Source organism: Paraburkholderia oxyphila NBRC 105797 (genome assembly GCF_000685075.1).
Taxonomy (GTDB): Bacteria; Pseudomonadota; Gammaproteobacteria; order Burkholderiales; family Burkholderiaceae; genus Paraburkholderia; species Paraburkholderia oxyphila.
In genome coordinates this window covers 1-15,031 of sequence record NZ_BAYD01000167.1, presented here as the reverse complement: position 1 = coordinate 15,031, position 15,031 = coordinate 1, and the positions used below count along the sequence as shown (strand labels likewise).

The 15,031-nt window shown below is 63.4% G+C and carries 15 protein-coding genes; 5 read left to right on the top strand and 10 right to left on the bottom strand.

The genetic code is table 11. The features are described from left to right. Window positions 1-152: 152 nt before the first annotated feature. Window positions 153-1,049, top strand: coding sequence for a sulfate adenylyltransferase subunit CysD (gene cysD, locus BO1_RS45910; protein ID WP_028223329.1), 897 nt, complete (start codon window positions 153-155; stop codon window positions 1,047-1,049). After that, on the top strand, window positions 1,049-2,941 hold the full coding sequence (gene cysN / locus BO1_RS45905; protein ID WP_028223328.1) for a sulfate adenylyltransferase subunit CysN: 1,893 nt from the start codon (window positions 1,049-1,051) through the stop codon (window positions 2,939-2,941). Before cysD ends, cysN begins: the two co-directional genes overlap by 1 nt. A gap of 137 nt (window positions 2,942-3,078) precedes the next feature. Here the strand turns inward: cysN and BO1_RS55600 are convergent, their stop codons facing one another. The 4 genes from BO1_RS55600 to BO1_RS45885 form a co-directional block, all read right to left on the bottom strand. Continuing rightward, window positions 3,079-3,288 carry a hypothetical protein gene (locus tag BO1_RS55600; RefSeq protein WP_043289061.1) on the bottom strand — a complete coding sequence of 70 codons (210 nt, stop codon included), beginning with the start codon at window positions 3,286-3,288 and terminating at the stop codon, window positions 3,079-3,081. Window positions 3,289-3,435: 147 nt separating this feature from the next. Next, window positions 3,436-4,818, bottom strand: a complete 1,383-nt coding sequence (locus BO1_RS45895) for a DUF1254 domain-containing protein (protein ID WP_028223327.1) — start codon at window positions 4,816-4,818, stop codon at window positions 3,436-3,438. 163 nt (window positions 4,819-4,981) lie between these two features. After that, window positions 4,982-5,623: a MarC family protein gene (locus BO1_RS45890; protein ID WP_028223326.1), complete on the bottom strand. Its 642-nt coding sequence runs from the start codon at window positions 5,621-5,623 to the stop codon at window positions 4,982-4,984. 4 nt (window positions 5,624-5,627) lie between these two features. Further along, the gene (locus tag BO1_RS45885) at window positions 5,628-7,058 is read right to left on the bottom strand and encodes an aminotransferase-like domain-containing protein (protein WP_028223325.1); all 1,431 of its coding nucleotides are present in this window, start codon (window positions 7,056-7,058) and stop codon (window positions 5,628-5,630) included. Window positions 7,059-7,334: 276 nt separating this feature from the next. Here BO1_RS45885 and BO1_RS45880 point away from each other — a divergent pair, with 276 nt between their 5' ends. The 3 genes from BO1_RS45880 (at window position 7,335) to BO1_RS45870 (ending at window position 9,976) form a co-directional block, all read left to right on the top strand. Further along, complete coding sequence (locus BO1_RS45880) at window positions 7,335-8,270, top strand: LysR family transcriptional regulator (RefSeq protein ID WP_028223324.1); 936 nt, start codon at window positions 7,335-7,337, stop codon at window positions 8,268-8,270. Window positions 8,271-8,355: 85 nt separating this feature from the next. After that, window positions 8,356-8,799: a DUF1269 domain-containing protein gene (locus tag BO1_RS45875; RefSeq protein ID WP_028223323.1), complete on the top strand. Its 444-nt coding sequence runs from the start codon at window positions 8,356-8,358 to the stop codon at window positions 8,797-8,799. Window positions 8,800-8,815: 16 nt separating this feature from the next. Continuing rightward, on the top strand, window positions 8,816-9,976 hold the full coding sequence (locus tag BO1_RS45870) for an NAD-dependent formate dehydrogenase (RefSeq protein ID WP_028223322.1): 1,161 nt from the start codon (window positions 8,816-8,818) through the stop codon (window positions 9,974-9,976). Between the two features lie 44 nt (window positions 9,977-10,020). On the opposite strand, the gene BO1_RS58600 is transcribed toward BO1_RS45870, so the two are convergent. The 6 genes from BO1_RS58600 to BO1_RS45840 all read right to left on the bottom strand — a co-directional run bounded on the left by BO1_RS58600 (window position 10,021) and on the right by BO1_RS45840 (window position 15,013). Further along, window positions 10,021-10,494 (bottom strand): hypothetical protein, encoded by a 474-nt coding sequence (locus BO1_RS58600; RefSeq protein WP_156992781.1) that lies wholly within the window; start codon window positions 10,492-10,494, stop codon window positions 10,021-10,023. 105 nt (window positions 10,495-10,599) lie between these two features. After that, entirely contained in the window at window positions 10,600-10,776 is a 177-nt protein-coding gene (locus BO1_RS59980) for a hypothetical protein (RefSeq protein WP_156992780.1), read from the bottom strand. Window positions 10,777-10,860: 84 nt separating this feature from the next. Continuing rightward, a complete protein-coding gene (locus BO1_RS45855; RefSeq protein WP_028223321.1) occupies window positions 10,861-11,316 on the bottom strand; it encodes a DUF1269 domain-containing protein in 456 nt (151 codons plus the stop codon). A gap of 23 nt (window positions 11,317-11,339) precedes the next feature. Further along, window positions 11,340-12,872 (bottom strand): FAD-dependent oxidoreductase, encoded by a 1,533-nt coding sequence (locus BO1_RS45850; protein ID WP_028223320.1) that lies wholly within the window; start codon window positions 12,870-12,872, stop codon window positions 11,340-11,342. 146 nt (window positions 12,873-13,018) lie between these two features. After that, the gene (locus tag BO1_RS45845; protein ID WP_028223319.1) at window positions 13,019-14,443 is read right to left on the bottom strand and encodes an aminotransferase-like domain-containing protein; all 1,425 of its coding nucleotides are present in this window, start codon (window positions 14,441-14,443) and stop codon (window positions 13,019-13,021) included. Window positions 14,444-14,734: 291 nt separating this feature from the next. After that, window positions 14,735-15,013 carry a hypothetical protein gene (locus BO1_RS45840; RefSeq protein WP_028223318.1) on the bottom strand — a complete coding sequence of 93 codons (279 nt, stop codon included), beginning with the start codon at window positions 15,011-15,013 and terminating at the stop codon, window positions 14,735-14,737. Between the last annotated feature and the right edge of the window lie 18 nt (window positions 15,014-15,031).

Genomic DNA, 15,031 nt, shown 5'->3' with positions numbered 1-15,031 from the left:
TTAAGGCCAACGCCCGGAGGGCAACGACAACGCTTTTAGTCTAGTCGGACGAAGAATCCTGAGTCCCTCAACAGTTAAGTTCTCCTCCATGCAGCAGCGCAGTTCACCGCCCAGAACCTGCGCCCCAAGCATATTCAATGAGGAGACTATCGATGATGACCCACCTGGAACGCCTCGAATCCGAGAGCATCCACATCATGCGCGAGGTCGTAGCGGAGTGCGAAAAACCGGTCATGCTGTACTCGATCGGCAAAGACAGCTCCGTCATGCTGCACCTCGCCATGAAGGCCTTTTACCCTGCGAAACCGCCCTTCGCCCTCCTCCACGTGGACACCACGTGGAAGTTCCGCGAGATGATCACGTTTCGCGACGAGACCGCACAGCGCCTGGGCCTCGACCTGCTGGTGCACATCAACCCCGAAGGCGTCGAAAAGAACATCAACCCCTTCACGCACGGCTCGGCGGTCCACACCGACGTCTGGAAGACCCAGGGCCTCAAACAGGCTCTCGACCACTACGGCTTCGACGCCGCATTCGGCGGCGCCCGCCGCGATGAAGAAAAATCACGCGCAAAAGAACGCATCTTCTCGCTGCGCTCGGAGCATCACCGCTGGGACCCCAAGATGCAGCGCCCGGAGCTCTGGCACCTCTACAACGCGCGCAAGCGCAAAGGCGAAAGCATTCGCGTCTTCCCCATCTCCAACTGGACCGAGCTCGACATCTGGCAATACATCTATCTCGAGAATATCCCCATCGTGCCGCTCTACTACGCAAAGGAGCGCCCGGTGGTCGAGCGTGACGGCACGCTCATCATGGTCGACGACGAACGCCTGCCGTTGCGCCAGGGCGAAGTCCCGCAAATGAAGAAGGTGCGCTTTCGCACGCTCGGCTGCTACCCGCTGACCGGCGCCATCGAAAGCGAGGCCGACACCATGCCCGGCATCATCGAAGAGATGCTGCTGGCCAAGACGTCCGAGCGCCAGGGCCGCCTGATCGACAGCGACTCCGCAGGCTCGATGGAAAAGAAGAAACAGGAGGGATACTTCTAATGGCCACCGTCACCACCACCGTCGCCGACGATGTCGAGCGATACCTGAGCGCGCAGCAGGAAAAGAGCCTGCTTCGCTTCATCACCTGCGGCAGCGTCGACGACGGCAAGAGCACGCTGATCGGCCGCCTGCTCTACGAATCGAAGATGCTGTTCGAAGATCAGTTGAGCCAGCTCGAGGCGGACTCGAAAAAGGTCGGCACCCAGGGCGGCAATCTCGACTTCGCGCTGCTCGTCGACGGTCTCGCCGCCGAACGCGAGCAAGGCATCACGATCGATGTCGCCTACCGTTTCTTTGCAACGGAAAAGCGCAAGTTCATCGTGGCCGACACGCCCGGCCACGAGCAGTACACGCGCAACATGATCACGGGCGCCTCCACGGCGGACGTGGCCGTCATTCTCGTGGACGCACGCAAGGGCGTGCTCACGCAAACGCGTCGCCACAGCTATCTCGTGTCGCTCATCGGCATTCGCCGTATCGTGCTGGCCGTCAACAAGCTCGACATGGTCGGCTATGCGCAAGACGTATTCGAGAGGATCACGAATGAATATCGTGCGTTCGCGGCCCAGATCGGCCTGCACGATATCGTGAGCATTCCGCTTTCGGCGCTCGCGGGCGACAACGTCACCGAGTCCAGCGCCAACACGCCGTGGTACGACGGTCCCTCGCTGATGGCATATCTCGAGAACGTGCCCGTGCAAGACGATGCCCGCCTCGCCCAGCCGTTCCGGTTGCCGGTGCAGTGGGTCAATCGCCCGCACCTGAATTTTCGCGGCTACGCGGGCAATATCTCGGCCGGCGAGATCCGCCGCGGCGAGCATGTGCGCGTGCTGCCGTCCGGCCGCGACAGCCGCGTGACGTCGATCATCACCGCGGCAGGCGAGACGGACAGCGCGCGCTGCGGCGAGGCCGTCACGCTCACGCTCGAAGACGAAATCGACATCAGCCGCGGCGACGTGATCGCACGCGCCGATGCGCCGCCCGCTGTCGCCGACCAGTTCGAGGCCACCCTCGTCTGGATGAACGAAGAGCCCATGCTGCCGGGCCGCCCCTATCTGTTGAAGCTTGGCACGCGCACCGTGGGCGTGACCTGCGCGCAGCCGAAATACCGCGTGAACGTCAATACGCTCGAGCACCTCGCCGCCCGCACGCTCGACATGAACGAGATTGGCGTGTGCAACCTGAACCTCGACCGCGCGGTAGCGTTCGACCCCTATGCGGAGAACCGCGATACGGGCGGCTTCATCGTGATCGACCGGCTCACCAATAACACCGTGGGCGCGGGCATGCTGCATTTCGCGTTGCGGCGCTCGCAGAACGTGCACTGGCAGGCCACGGTCATCGACGCCAACGCGCGCGCCACGCTCAAGCATCAGGCGCCGCGCGTGGTCTGGTTCACGGGGCTCTCGGGCGCGGGCAAGTCGACGATTGCAAACCTCGTCGAGCAAAAGCTGCACGCGCTCGGCAAGCACACGTATCTGCTCGATGGCGATAACGTGCGGCACGGCTTGAACAAGGACCTGGGCTTTTCGGAGGCCGATCGCGTCGAAAATATCCGGCGCGTGGCCGAAGTGGCGCGGCTCATGATGGACGCCGGACTGATCTCGCTCGTCTCGTTCATCTCGCCGTTCCGCGCCGAACGCGACATGGCGCGCGCACTGGCGGGGCCGGACGGCTTCGTCGAGATTTTCGTCGACACACCCATCGCCGTGGCCGAGCAGCGCGATCCCAAGGGGCTCTACAAGAAGGCGCGCAATGGCGAGCTGAAGAACTTCACGGGCATCGACTCGCCCTATGAGCCGCCCGAGCAGCCCGAGATCCGCATCGACACGACCGTCGACTCACCGGAGCAAGCCGCCGGCCGTATCGTGGACTGGCTCCTGCACCGCTAAAGCCTGACGCACCGGCCCGTATCGTCCAGTATTCGAGGACGATGCGGGCTACGCCGTTTCCTGTGACGAAAACAACGCTTGCCCGACGCGCAAATGCGTGCCGGGCAGTTTTTTTTCACAATGCTTTCAAATGGGAATCACATGCCGTGCAACGCGGCAATGCTCATGCGGGTTCGGTCGACCGGCACACAGTCCTGGGGCTGCCCGCTCGAATCGACCGCGCTGCACGGCATGAAGCCGGCAACATAGCTCTCCTGATCGGGGCCGCCGATCGCATAGCACGCGCCCGCAACAGCAGCGACCGCGGCAACCGTGAACGCGCACACCCTGGATTTCGTCAGCTTCATGAACCGTCTCCCGATCTTGGGGCATTCGTGGCTTCGTGCCCTTCGTCATTCGGCGTCGCGCCGAATAATGGCCAAGTTAGCGGGGTGTTCGCACAGCGCCATCGTCCATTCCGACTAGGGTCTAACGCGAGTCTCACCCGGGTCGATTCAAGGAAGCGCTTCCACACCTGGCATCCGGTACGCGCCGCTGAGCACGCTGGATTTCGGCTCATAGGCGCGGGCGAACAGCATGAACGGCTGGCCCCCGGCCGGCGTGGGCAGCCAGTTCGACAGCTTGTCGGCGGCAGGCGGATCGGACTGGAGCCAGATCTCGATGCTGCCGTCGGCATCGGTTTTCACGTTCGGCGTGCGGCTGCTGATCTGGTAACGGTGCATGGGGTTGTCTACGAGGAATTGCCCGCTCTTGTCCGCCGAATAGAGCGTGATCGACCAGAACGCATTGGAGGGAATGCCGCCGGCCGGCAGCCGCAGCCGGTAACGCTTGCCGCCGGTGAGCGGCTGCCCTTGCGCGTCGGCGAAGGTGTTCCAGTAATTGGCTTCCCGGCGGTCGAGGCCCAGCATGCCCATTCCGAGCGCGAGCGCGAACGCGCGCTGCTGGTAGTCGCGCTGCTCGGTGGTGCCGAGCTTGTTGCCTGGAGGGCTGTAGTTGATCCAGCCGTGCGCGTGGCCCTGGGCGAGATACCAGGCGAAGAACTGGTTCTCGAGCTTCGGGTAGCTCGCACGCCAGGCGGCTTTCGTTGCATCGGGCAACGCGTCCCAGCTGCATGGCGCGCCGCAGATGCCGATTGACCGGTACTTCTCGATGAGCGCCTCGTCGCGCTCAGGCGGCGGATCGAGGGCCAGCATCTGATTGACCACATCGACGAAATTCTTCGGATCGCCGGAAACGGGTTGCAGGCGCGGTGGCGGACCGGGCGGCTGCGCGCCGGAAGACGGCGTGCCGGCAGGCGTGATCGTGAAGCCGTCCTGAACCGCATTGGCCGCCTGTTGATCGGCGGGACCGTCCACCGCCACGCGCAGGTTCACATACACATCGTTGGTGGACGCGCGCACGGCCGTCATGCCCGCGGGTGCCTCACCCTTCCAGTCAGGACCGACCAGCCAGTATTGCTGCGCGCCGGTCCCCGTCGTGCGCCGCCCGGCATAGAAGAACGTGTTCGAATAGAAGTCGATCAGCGTCAGCACGGTGTAGCGGTCGTGCGTGTCCGGCGTGCGCAAGATCACCGGGCCGCGGGCGAGATCGATCCACGCGGTCGAATAGAGCGCTTCGACGATGGGGCCGTTCGCCCACTTGTCGTCGGGCGTGGCGATCTTGCGCGAATGCGCGAAATGATCGAGCGTCGTGCTGGTACGACTGCTCGTGGTTTCGAGTGCAGTCCAGCGATAGGTGGAAAGCAGGTAAAGCGGGTAGGCGTAATCGAATGCTTCGCCTATCGTTTGTGCTTGCGTGTCGGCCTGCGCCCTCGCGGCGGGCAGCGCCGCCGCCATCAGGCAGAGCGCCGTGCCTATGCGTGCCGCTGAGCCCTTCAATACTCTCGTCTTCGAACCCGCCAATTTGATCCTCCCTGATCCGCCGGCCGCGTTGCCTGCTTCTGGCTGTTTTGCAGGCCGATGATCAGGGGACGACCCCGCATACGCCTCGTCCGCATGGACCAGGTAGAAACCCGGAAATCGCTCGCGCGAGGGTGAATCGCTAATGGACCAGGCCCTTGAAGAGCGCGGTCAAGCTCGCGGTCATCATTTCCACCGCGATGGCGGCCAGGATCATGCCCATCAAGCGTTTGGTAATGGCGGTCACTTTGGGCGACAAGAACCGTCCGATGAGCGGCGCGGAGAACAGCGCAATCGCGAGCAGCCCGAGGAAGACGACGAGCCCCAGCGCGAGGCTGGCGACCTCGCCCTGCTTCGCAGCGGTGTGGCCAAATACGATCAGCGTCGCAATCGTGCCGGGGCCAACGAGCAGCGGCATCGTGAGCGGGAAAATGGCCACGTCCTGATCGCCGCTGCCCTCGCCCAGTTCGTTTTGCCGGGGCGTGTGCTGGGCGCTCGAGGCGCCGTGCAGCATGTCGAGCGCAATGAGCAGCACGAGCAGGCCGCCCGCGAGCCGGAAGTCGTCGATCGTGACGCCGAATACGCCCAGAATGGCGTCGCCCACGCTCACTGAAATCAGGCACCCAATGGTCACGCCAATGAAGGTGATGCTCGCGATCTTCCGTTTCGCGGCGTCGCTTGCGCCCTCGGTCAGGGAAAGGAACACCGGGACATTCGCGATCGGATTCATGATTGCGAACATGGCCGAAAACACCTTCACCGAGAACGAAAGGTCGAGATGCATGGCGTCAACCTCGCTGCAGTTCGCCGGCGAGCTTGCCGACGGTGATCACGGCCTGCTCGATTTCATCGGTCCATGCGCTGCTGTAATTGAGCCGGATGAAATTGCTATACGAGTTCTCGAAGATTGAAAACATGTGTCCGGGGCCGATCGTGATGCCCTGTTCCAGCGCGAGCTTGTAGAGGCGCAGCGCGTCCACCGTTTCCGGCAACTCGATCCAGAGCACGTAGCCGCCCACCGGCCGCGAAATGCGCGTGCCTTCGGGAAAGAAACGCGACACGATCGCCCGCATCAGATTGGCCTGCTGCGCGTAGTGCCTGCGCACGCGCCGCAGATGATGCTCGTAGCCGTCACGCTCGAGAAACTCGGCAATGGCGATTTGCGGGATCGTGGCCGTGGTGAGCGTATTGAGGAATTTCAGCTTCTCCACCTGATCGCGGTACCGCCCCGGCAGCGCCCACCCCACGCGGTAGGCCACCGTGAGGCTCTTGGAGAACGACGCGCAATGCAGCACGAGCCCCTTCGTATCGAGTGACTTCAGCGTGGTGGGATGCGCATCGCCGAAATAGAGCTCGTTATAGACGCCGTTCTCGATGACCGGAATATCGCGCTGCGTGAGGAGCGCCATGAGCGCGCGCTTGTTCGCGTCGGGCATCATGAAGCCGAGCGGGTTCTGGAAATTCGGCATGATCATGCACGCGGCAATGGGCTGCGACGCGATGATCTCCCGCAGCGCCTCCACATCGATACCGTGCTCGGGATGCGTGGCCACTTCGATGGCGTGCATCCCCAGGCGCTCGATGGCGTGCAGCATCGCGTAGAACGTCGGCGACTCCACGGCGATCACGTCGCCGGGCTTCGCTACCGCCTGCAGGCACAGATTGATCGCCTCCGTGGCGCCCACTGTCACGACGATCTCGTTAGGGTCGACGCGCATGCCGTTTTCGAGGTGGCGGCGCGCAATCTGGCGAATGAGCCGCGCGTTGCCCGGCGGCAACGCATCGGTCACCCCCCAGATCGCCTTGCCGCGGCCGGCCTCATAGGCGTAGCGGTTGAGCTTGTCGAACGGGAACGGGCGCGGGTCGGGGTACGGCGAGCCCAGCGGCACGGCCTCGTCGACGCCGATCGAGCGCAGCGTCGAAAGCACGAGGCGGCTCACGTCCACCGGCGACGAGATCGGCACCGGCCGCGAAGGCCGCAATTCCGGAATGTGCGCCTGCTCATCGTCCGCTGCATCGCTCACGAAATAGCCGGACTGCGGGCGGCTCACGATCAAGCCGCGACTCTCCAGAAGAATGTACGCGCGCAGCACAGTCGTGATGCTGACGCGGTGCTGCAGGCTCGTCTGGCGTATCGACGGCAATTTCTCGCCGCGCCGGTAGACGCCTTGCCGGATCGACCGCTCGAGGTCGTCTGCCAGCTTTTCATACAGTTTCATCCAACGCCCTCCGTGGCGTTCGTTGGCACCCTCCTGCGCGAGGCCGATCGTAGCAGAACTGTACTCTTCGGCGCCGCCCCGATTTGTGCATTTCACTCATGAGTCTGCCCCCTTAACCTTTCACCATCGCACGTCGCCTCGATGCACGCGACGACAGGAATCTGGAGCTTGATGAATGGAAGGGCTGATATGTCCACGAACCTCACTGAAGCACACCCCGCCACGCATCCCCCCGCGCATGCCGGCGAAACGGCCGGCCACGCCAGGGAGCGGCACGTGAATCTGCTGGAAGCCATGCGCATTTACGTGCGAGTCGTGGAGCGCGGCAGCATTTCCGGTGCCGCACGCGACCTCGATATCGGCCAGCCCGCCGTGAGCGAGCGCATCGAGCGGCTGGAGAAGTATCTCGGCTGCCAGTTGCTGCTGCGCAATGCGCGCGCATTCAAATGCACGCCGGAGGGGATCATCTTCCATGAGCGCAGCAAGTCGGTGCTCGGCGCCGTCGAGCAGGCCGTCGCGGAAGTCTCGAATGAAGACCAGGTCGTCAAAGGCACGATCCGGATAGCGGCGCCGCATTGCTTTGGCGAAACTGTGCTCCCCGAAGGCCTCAAGCGGATTCGCGAAACCTGGCCCCGGCTCGATATCGAGCTCGTCCTGAACGACCGGCTCGCCGATCTCGTGACCGAGGGCGTGGACATTTCGTTTCGGCTCGGCCAGCTTGGCGACGGCGCGTTCATCGCCTACCCGCAAGGCCAGGTCGGACGGTTGCTCGTGGCGTCGCCCGACTATCTGTCTCGGCATGGCACGATTGCCGAACCGGCCGACCTCGCGAAGCACAGTTTCATCCGCGTCAAGGGCGCCTTCGACGCGGACCAGCTCCCGCTCACGAAAGGCACGGATATCGTGGACAGCATGGCGATCCGCACGGCCATCAAGACCAACCATTGGCGGCCCATGTATGAAATGGTGCTGACTGGCGTGGGCATTGGCGTGCTCGAAGCGCCCGCCGCGAAGGACGCCATCGAGCGCGGCCAACTGGTGCAGTTGCTGCCGCAGTACGAAGTCCCGGCGCTTGCGCTGAACCTGCTGATTCGCCCGCATCGCTCGGTGCCGGTGCGCGTGCGCAAGATCGTCGAAACCCTCAAGGCCTATGTAGCCGAAGTGCTCGATTGCCAGCCGCCCACGCAAGGCACGCCGGCAACCGATCGTTAATATCGGCAAAACCTGCGTGGCACGCGCGCGCCGATTGCCTATCTTTAGTAGATGTGATGCGGCCCAACGAGACAGGAGTGCGACGATGACTCAAAAGCTGGTGGTTGCGACCTTCGACAATCTGGATGTGGCACAACGGGCCGCCCGCGATTTCAAGAATTTCGAAAAGGATGGTGACGGCTTCAAGATCGAAAGCGGCGCGATGGTCCAAAAGAGCGCGGAAGGCAAACTCACGGTGCTCAGCCAGTACACCGAGTCGTATTGGGGAACGGTCATTGGCGCGGTGACGGGCGGCCTGATTGGATTGATTGGCGGCCCGCTCGGCGCGCTGGCGGGCGTGACGATCGGGGCCGGCGCGGGGCTTGCAGAGCACGCTCTCGACAGCAAGCTCACGAAATCGATTTCAGAGGAGCTCAGGCCCGGCAGCGTTGCACTCATTATCGAAGCCAAAGAGCCGCCCGAATACGAAATCGAAAATGTCGTGCTCGGATACGGCGGCAAGGTGTTCACGCAGCCGTTGTCGTGGTGAAGCGCGGAGCGCAGCGATGGCCAAAGTTCTGTGTGTACTCTACCCCGATCCTCAAACCGGCTACCCGCCCCGCTATGTGCGCGACGCGATTCCGGAGATCGCCGTCTACGACAACGGCCAGAAGGCGCCCCACCCCAGTGGAGCGCTCGGCTTCAAGCCGGGCGAGCTGGTGGGCTGCGTCTCCGGCGAGCTGGGGCTGCGACCGTATCTGGTGCACCACGGCCACGAATTGATCGTGACCAGCGATAAGGACGGACCGAATTCGGCGTTCGAGCGCTATCTGCCCGAAGCCGACGTGGTCATTTCGCAGCCGTTCTGGCCTGCCTACCTGAGCGCGGAGCGCATCGCCAAAGCCAGGAAACTCAAGCTCGCGCTAACTGCGGGCGTGGGATCCGATCACGTCGATCTCAAGGCCGCAGCGCAGGCGGGCATTACCGTTGCCGAGGTGACCGGTTCGAACAGCATCAGCGTGGCCGAGCATGTGGTCATGGTCATCCTCACGCAGGTGCGCAATTACGTGCCCTCGCATGCTTTTTCGGCCGCCGGCGGGTGGAACATCGCCGAATGCGTCGAGCGCAGCTATGACATCGAAGGCATGCATTTCGGCACGATCGGCGCAGGCAGAATCGGTCTCGCGGTGCTGCGCAGGCTCAAGCCCTTCGGTCTCGCGCTGCACTACACCCAGCGCCACCGCCTCGCGCCGGAGATCGAACGCGAACTGGCGCTCACCTGGCATCCGGATGCGGCGTCGCTGGTGCGCGCCGTGGATATCGTGAACCTGCAGCTGCCGCTCTATCCTTCCACCGAACACTTCTTCAATGACGCCATGTTCGCGAGGATGAAACGCGGCGCGTATCTCATCAATACGGCGCGCGGCCAGCTGGTGGAACGCGACGCGGTCGTGCGCGCATTGCAGTCCGGCCAGATCGCGGGCTACGCGGGCGACGTCTGGTTTCCGCAACCCGCGCCGCCCGATCATCCGTGGCGAACCATGCCCTTCAATGGCATGACACCGCATATCTCGGGCACGACACTTTCTGCACAGGCGCGCTATGCGGCGGGCACGCTCGAGATTCTGCAGAGCTTCTTTGGCGGTGCGCCCATACGCGAAGAGTATTTGATCGTCAATGGCGGCAATCTGGCCGGAACGGGGCGCGCATCGTATCAACTTACGTAATGGGGGCGCGCGCGAGACGCATGGACTCGCGGCGCCCGCCTCAGTCACGCCGACGGCCTTGCTTCGCCGGCAATCTGCTTTTGCGCGGCGGCGGAACCGTCCTTCTCCATGACGGCGCGATGAATCGCTTCGGTCAGCGCGTTGTTGACTTCGATGAGCCTGCGCACTTCGTCCTGAATCTTCAGGAGCGCCTCCGCATCCTTATAGGTTTGCAGCGCCTGCTTGTCCGACGCCGCGGCCGCAACCTTCTGGCCCACCATGATGACCGACAGCAGCACCAGTTGCAAAAACGTCTGCGCGACCCAGGCGACGAGCGTCGACACGCCGCCCGCAATGGACGACGGCAGGCTGATGAGCGCAATGATCGCGAAGACGTAGGCGCACCACATCGTCCCAACGGCGTCGGTAATGGTCAGCGCGATTCTTCCATTCAGGCCGACGTGCTCGTGCGCGGTCAGGTGCGGCCCCGATTGCTCGCGCTCCTTGATGCGAGGGTTGGGTTGAGATTCGGCTTTCATTTTGGAGTCCCCATTGATGAGCGAACGATTGATGCGGGTGACTGAGGCGAACGTGTTGATTGCTTGCGGGCGCCGGTGCCATAATTTGCGCACCGCCCCGACCCATCAATCGTGCCGCCGCTGCGCGTTTTCGGAGTAAGCGATGAAATTTCCGGCGAGGAGCAGATGATGAAACGTGAACCAACCGACCGGCGCCACGGTTTTCTGCACGACCTGAAGTGGGTGTTTATTCTCTGGTGCGTCGGCTTTGGCGCGACCGTTCTCCTTACGCTGCCATTTCACTTTCTCGTCAGGGCGATGATGCATAAATAAGCGAGCATGCACCCTGTGTGGAAGCCGCCTCCCTCGAGGCGGCCTGCCCGACTGTCATTGCGCCATCGGCTTGCGGTGGATCGTTCCGTGATACGACGCCACGAGCGTGTCCACTTGCGCTGTTGACGCTTCGCTCGCCTCCAGAAAGATCGCGACCGTGCCGGGCGCAAACGCGTTGCCGATCGCATGCACGAACTCGTGGTCGAGTATGTCCGCGAGCGCGACGCCCGCGAGCCCGGTGCTGGCGCCTATCGTAAAGCCGAGCAACGCGCCCGACGGCCCGCCCAGCAGCCCGATCAGGCTCCCCGTGACGGCACCGATCACCACGCCCCAGAACGGATGCGTCTTCGTGCCGAGCAAGCTGACCTTGCCGGCGCTGTCCTTTTCCGCCATGACGCCGCTCTCGACCTTGAAGCCCGGCTCCGCGGCTTCGAGCTTGCGGATCGCCTGGGCGGCATCTTCCGCGTCGCTCACGCTGTTGAACACAGCGACGATGAGTTGTTGGGCCATCGCATCGCTCCTCACATTTGACGTCATTGAACCGGTGTCTGCGCTTCGAACGCCGCTTCCGCGCGAAGACTTTCCAGATCGCGGCCCACGGTCGCGACCGCGAGGCGCTGGTTGCCGCGCCAATACGTGGCGGCGCACGCATGCGCGGCAGGATCGCCATCGATATCGACACGGTCCCAGCCCTCGGCGTGGCCGACATAGTTGATGGCGAGGTCGTAGTGCTGCGTCCAGAAGAACGGCACCGCCTCGAAGCGCTGTTGCTTGCCCAGCATGTTGCGCGCCGCGACCACGCCCTGGCGCTCGGCCACGACCCAGTGCTCGACGCGGATGCGCTGGCCCGTGTGCGGATCGGGCCAGCGCGCGATATCGCCCGCGGCGTAGACGCCTGCTGCGCTGGTCTGAAGATACGCGTTCACGGCCACGCCGCGATCGATGGCGAGCCCCGCCTGCTGGGCCAGCGCGACTTCGGGCGCGACGCCGATCCCCGCCACCACGAGCTCGGCGGGCAGCTCGTCGCCAGTCGAGAGTTTCACGCTGGTTGCCGTGATCTCGTTGACATCCGTATCAACGTGAAACACCACGCCATGCGACTCGTGCAGCTTTTTCAGCATGTCGCCGAGTGCCGCGCCCAGCACCTTTTCCATGGGGTGCGCGCCGCGCATGACCACGTGCACTTCGACACCGCGCGTTCTCAACGCGGCCGCCGCTTCGAGTCCGATGAAACCCGCGCCTACCACCACGCAGCGACGCGTTGTGGCGAGCCGTGCAATCAGCGCGTCGCAGTCGGCCAGCGAGCGCAGCACCATCACATGGGGCAACTGCGCGCCGGGAACCGCGAGCCGGATGGGCGTTGCGCCGGTGGCCATGAGCAAGGCGCCGTAGTGCTCATGCGCTCCGTTGGAAAGCGCAATGGTCTTGTTCGCCGGATCGATCTGGACCACGCGCTGGTCGCAGCGCACATCGATACGCTGTGCTGCGTAGAACTCGGGCGAGCGCAATGGCAGCCATGCGGGATCGGCCGTTCCCGCGAGATAGTCTTTCGAGAGGTTCGGCCTGTCATAGGGCGGCGAAGCATCGGCGCTCCAGACGGTGATGGGCCCTTCGTAGCCCTCGCTACGCAGCGTCATGGCGGCAGCGTTGCCGGCCGCGCCACCACCGACGATCATGACCGACTCCGGGACCTTCGCAGTGCTCAGCTTTGGCGGCGCCTCCGCGGGCAGCGCTTCGCGCACGAAGGCGCGCCCACCGGACTGCTCCACGCGCCAGCATTTGAGGCCGTCCAGCGCGGGCGCATGCGCCACCTGGCCGTCGCGCAGGCAGAACGCCGCGTGGTGCCACGGGCAGCGGATCGTATCGCCCACCACGAGCCCTTCGGCCAGCGGGCCGCCGTAGTGCGTGCAGGTCGCGCCGACGGCAAACAATTCGCCGCCCTTGCGCACGAGCAGCACGGATTCGTCGCCCACCTGGCCCGTCAAGATGCCATCGTCGGCGATGTCATCGAGCGGCACGCCCGCGGTGAAATCGCGTTCGGATGCAGCACTGGAATCCTTCGACATTGCACCACTCCTTTCATGTCGATACAAAAGCCCCGATGCAATGTATCGGCATTCATGCATTCCAGAATGCCGTTTGCGCTTGAACGTATTTGAACACTACACCTTCGAACTCACCTTTGTGTGTCCAGTGCCATCGACCCAGCACATCAGCGCGCGCAGTGCGTAACCAGTTTCCCCACGGTAATGACGGCCTGCTCGATCTCGCTCGACCATGGGCTGCTGTAATTGAGGCGGATGAAATTGCGGTAGCTGTCGGAGATCGAAAACATGTAGCCGGGGCCGATCGTAATGCCGCGCTCGAGCGCCATCTGGTAGAGCTTCATCGAGTCGACCTTCGGCGGCAGCTCCACCCACAGCACGTAGCCGCCCGCCGGGTTCGACATGCGCGTGCCGGCGGGGAAAAACCGCTCGACCATCGCCTTCATCATATTGGCCTGTTGCGCATAGTTCTTGCGCACGCGGCGCAGATGATGCTCGTAGCCGTCGCGTTCGAGAAACTCCGCGATGGCCAGTTGGGGAATCACCGAGGTCGTCAGCGTGTTCAGAAACTTCAGCTTCTCGACCTCGTCGCGATAGCGGCCAGGCAAGGCCCAGCCGATGCGATACGCGGCGGTCAGGCTTTTCGAAAACGAGCCGCAATGCAACACGATGCCCTTCTTGTCATACGATTTCAAGGTGGTCGGGTGCGAGGCGCCGAAATACAGTTCGTTATAGACGCCATTTTCGATGACCGGAATCTGCGCGTTGCCAAGCAGTTCGACGAGTTCGCGCTTGCGCGCGTCGGGCATTTGAAAGCCCAGCGGATTCTGGAAATTCGGCATCACCATGCAGGCCGCAATGGGCTGCGATTCGATGATCTTCGCGAGCGCGTCGATTTCGATACCGTGCTCGGGATGCGTCGCCACCTCGATGGCTTTCATGCCCGAGCGCTCGATGGCGTGCAGCATGGCGTAGAACGTCGGCGACTCGACGGCGATCACGTCCCCTGGCTTGGCAATCGCCTGCAGGCACAGGTTGATGGCCTCCGTGGCGCCCACGGTCACGATGATCTCGTTCGGGTCCACGGCCATGCCGTTTTCGAGGTAGCGCCGCGCGATCTGGCGCACGAGGTCCGGGCAGCCCGGCGGCAGCGCGTTGGTAATGCCCCAGAGCGCCTTGTTGCGCCCCACGGCCGACGCATAGCGATTGAGCTTCTCGAACGGAAACAGCGTGGGGTCGGGATAAGGCGAGCCGAGCGGCACGGCGTCGTCGGCGCCAATCGAGCGCAGCGTCGACAGCACGAGGCGGCTCACGTCGACGCTGGCCGATACGGCAATGGGCTGCGTCGGGCGCAATTCGCCTGCGGGCCGGTTGCCTTCGGCCATTCGCAAGCTCACGAAAAAGCCCGATTGCGGACGGCTTTCCAGCACGCCACGGCTTTCCAGCAGCAAATACGCGCGTATCACGGTGGTGATGCTGAGGCGGTGCTGCTGACTCGCCTGCCGAACCGATGGAACACGGTCGCCGGGCCGATAAACGCCTTTGCGGATCAGCGATTCAATGTCCTCCGCGAGCTTCTCGTAGAGTTTCACAGCGTCCCTCCCCCTGCTTCCTTTTTTGCTTTTGTCGCAAACAGCACAGCCATTCAAGTGTACTGCGGCGCGCCGAACTGTACTCTAAAAAGTCCGGCCATTCTGTGCGTCATGAAGCGGGCTCGCAACTTTATTCTTGCATCTACGAACTGCACAGCGATGCGCCATCCGCCCAACGGCGAAGGCACTCGCAGCGTCTACGGAGCAAGCGTGATGGTCAAGGCAAAGCGAACGGGAGCAAGCGCGGTGTATCTGCACCGCGCTGCCAGGTGGGGAAGCAGTCTGCTGAATCTATGTGTTCGTGCCGCTCAACTCTGCATGCTTCGCCGCGGCCGCTTGGACCACGCGATGGACGTCGGGGTAAGTCTCGCCCGTGAGCGATTGATACTGCTTCAGTTCGCTCACGGCTTGCGCGAACGCGCTCCCGCCAATGCACGCCTTCAGCGTTCCGGCCTGCGCGAGAGCGGGATAGCGGCCTTCGGCCTCTTCGAGAAATCCCTGCATCGCGTCATGCAGGTCGTCGAAGTTTTGCGCGCGCTGGATACTGTCGACTCGATCTTCAGTGCTCACGCTGCACCTCCCTGGAAC

Excerpts from the sequence above, each read along its gene's own strand:
- cysD (WP_028223329.1), top strand. The coding sequence starts at position 153 with ATGATGACCCACCTGGAACGCCTCGAATCCGAGAGCATCCACATCATG.
- cysN (WP_028223328.1), top strand. The coding sequence starts at position 1,049 with ATGGCCACCGTCACCACCACCGTCGCCGACGATGTCGAGCGATACCTG.
- BO1_RS55600 (WP_043289061.1), bottom strand. The coding sequence starts at position 3,288 with ATGAAGCTGACGAAATCCAGGGTGTGCGCGTTCACGGTTGCCGCGGTC.
- BO1_RS45890 (WP_028223326.1), bottom strand. The coding sequence starts at position 5,623 with ATGCATCTCGACCTTTCGTTCTCGGTGAAGGTGTTTTCGGCCATGTTC.
- BO1_RS45885 (WP_028223325.1), bottom strand. The coding sequence starts at position 7,058 with ATGAAACTGTATGAAAAGCTGGCAGACGACCTCGAGCGGTCGATCCGG.
- BO1_RS45875 (WP_028223323.1), top strand. The coding sequence starts at position 8,356 with ATGACTCAAAAGCTGGTGGTTGCGACCTTCGACAATCTGGATGTGGCA.
- BO1_RS45870 (WP_028223322.1), top strand. The coding sequence starts at position 8,816 with ATGGCCAAAGTTCTGTGTGTACTCTACCCCGATCCTCAAACCGGCTAC.
- BO1_RS58600 (WP_156992781.1), bottom strand. The coding sequence starts at position 10,494 with ATGAAAGCCGAATCTCAACCCAACCCTCGCATCAAGGAGCGCGAGCAA.
- BO1_RS45855 (WP_028223321.1), bottom strand. The coding sequence starts at position 11,316 with ATGGCCCAACAACTCATCGTCGCTGTGTTCAACAGCGTGAGCGACGCG.
- BO1_RS45850 (WP_028223320.1), bottom strand. The coding sequence starts at position 12,872 with ATGTCGAAGGATTCCAGTGCTGCATCCGAACGCGATTTCACCGCGGGC.